This is a genomic window from Neobacillus drentensis, assembly GCF_036962765.1.
GTDB classification, from domain to species: Bacteria; Bacillota; Bacilli; order Bacillales; family Cytobacillaceae; genus Neobacillus; species Neobacillus drentensis_C.
Genome location: NZ_JBALOS010000038.1, coordinates 1 through 1,082, shown reverse-complemented (window position 1 = coordinate 1,082; position 1,082 = coordinate 1). Strand labels below are relative to the sequence as shown.

At 42.7% G+C, this 1,082-nt stretch carries 1 protein-coding gene; it reads right to left on the bottom strand.

From position 1 onward, the window contains the following. Positions 1-271: 271 nt before the first annotated feature. Entirely contained in the window at positions 272-970 is a 699-nt protein-coding gene (locus V7137_RS06405; RefSeq protein WP_335697303.1) for an SDR family oxidoreductase, read from the bottom strand. Positions 971-1,082: the final 112 nt, after the last annotated feature.

Below are 1,082 nucleotides of genomic sequence, written 5' to 3'. Positions count from 1 at the left end.
TGTTTTCCTTCATTTATTTTGGGATATCTCGAGAGTAGTTCAACGATTATTTATTTCGATGATCATTAAATATAAACGTGTCTTGACCACTCCAACATTACTATAAGTGTCTCAATCACAGACCTCTTTTTTATTCTTACTGTTCCTTTCAAGCACCTTATTTCCCATTTATAATTTGAAATTTATCGCATGTCATTATCACTTCTCTAAATGTAATATAAAAATTCACAGTTCACTTTTAAAAAGAGTACCAATCAGTCTGCAATATTGCTCATTCGAACTGTGGGTATAGAGCCGAGACTCCTCCAGCCAGACCTTTCTGAACCCTTCGACTCAAATCATCGGCAAGAATCTCATAGCTGTCAGCCTGGATTCCATCGATAGCAATCTTAGCTACATCAGCAGCATTCAACTTAGGAGCTGTCAAGTGGGCAGTCATGTCTGTGTCCATGTACCCGACATGAAGTCCTGCTACGCGTACCTTCTGGTCAGCCAGATCTAAACGAATTGCGTTGGTGAGAGCCCACTCGGCTGACTTGGCAGCAGAATATGCTCCTGAATTTACACTACTGAACCAGGACAACACTGAAAGAATGTTTAGAATAGTACCGCCCCCGTTCGAGGCGATTTTCGGTGCGAAGGCGCGAACCATAGAAAGAGTTCCGAAAAAGTGCGTATTAAATTCGGTGTGGATGTCCTCCAAACTACCATTGATAAGGGAGGCGCCTGTCGACACCCCAGCATTGTTTATCAGCAAAGTCACGTCACCCGCTACCTCTGCTGCCGCTGCCACAGAGGTAGGATCGGTGATATCGATTTGCAATGGTTTTGCTCCCGGTAGTTGGATACTATCAGGGTTACGCGCCCCAGCATAAACAGTAGCTCCTCGAGAAATCAATTCAAGAGCGAGTTGTCGACCAAGTCCTCGGTTTGCGCCCGTAACGAGCGCGGTTTGTTGTGAAATATCCATAATAAGAATTCTCCTTTCAGATTTAGGATCCTACTTTAAACATTAAGACAAACAATTTCTGTTCTGTGGAAAAGTTGATGTTTAAACAAAAAAGCAAAGATAACGATTTAAG

Coding starts and splice junctions, on each gene's coding strand:
- V7137_RS06405 (WP_335697303.1), bottom strand. CDS start 970: ATGGATATTTCACAACAAACCGCGCTCGTTACGGGCGCAAACCGAGGA.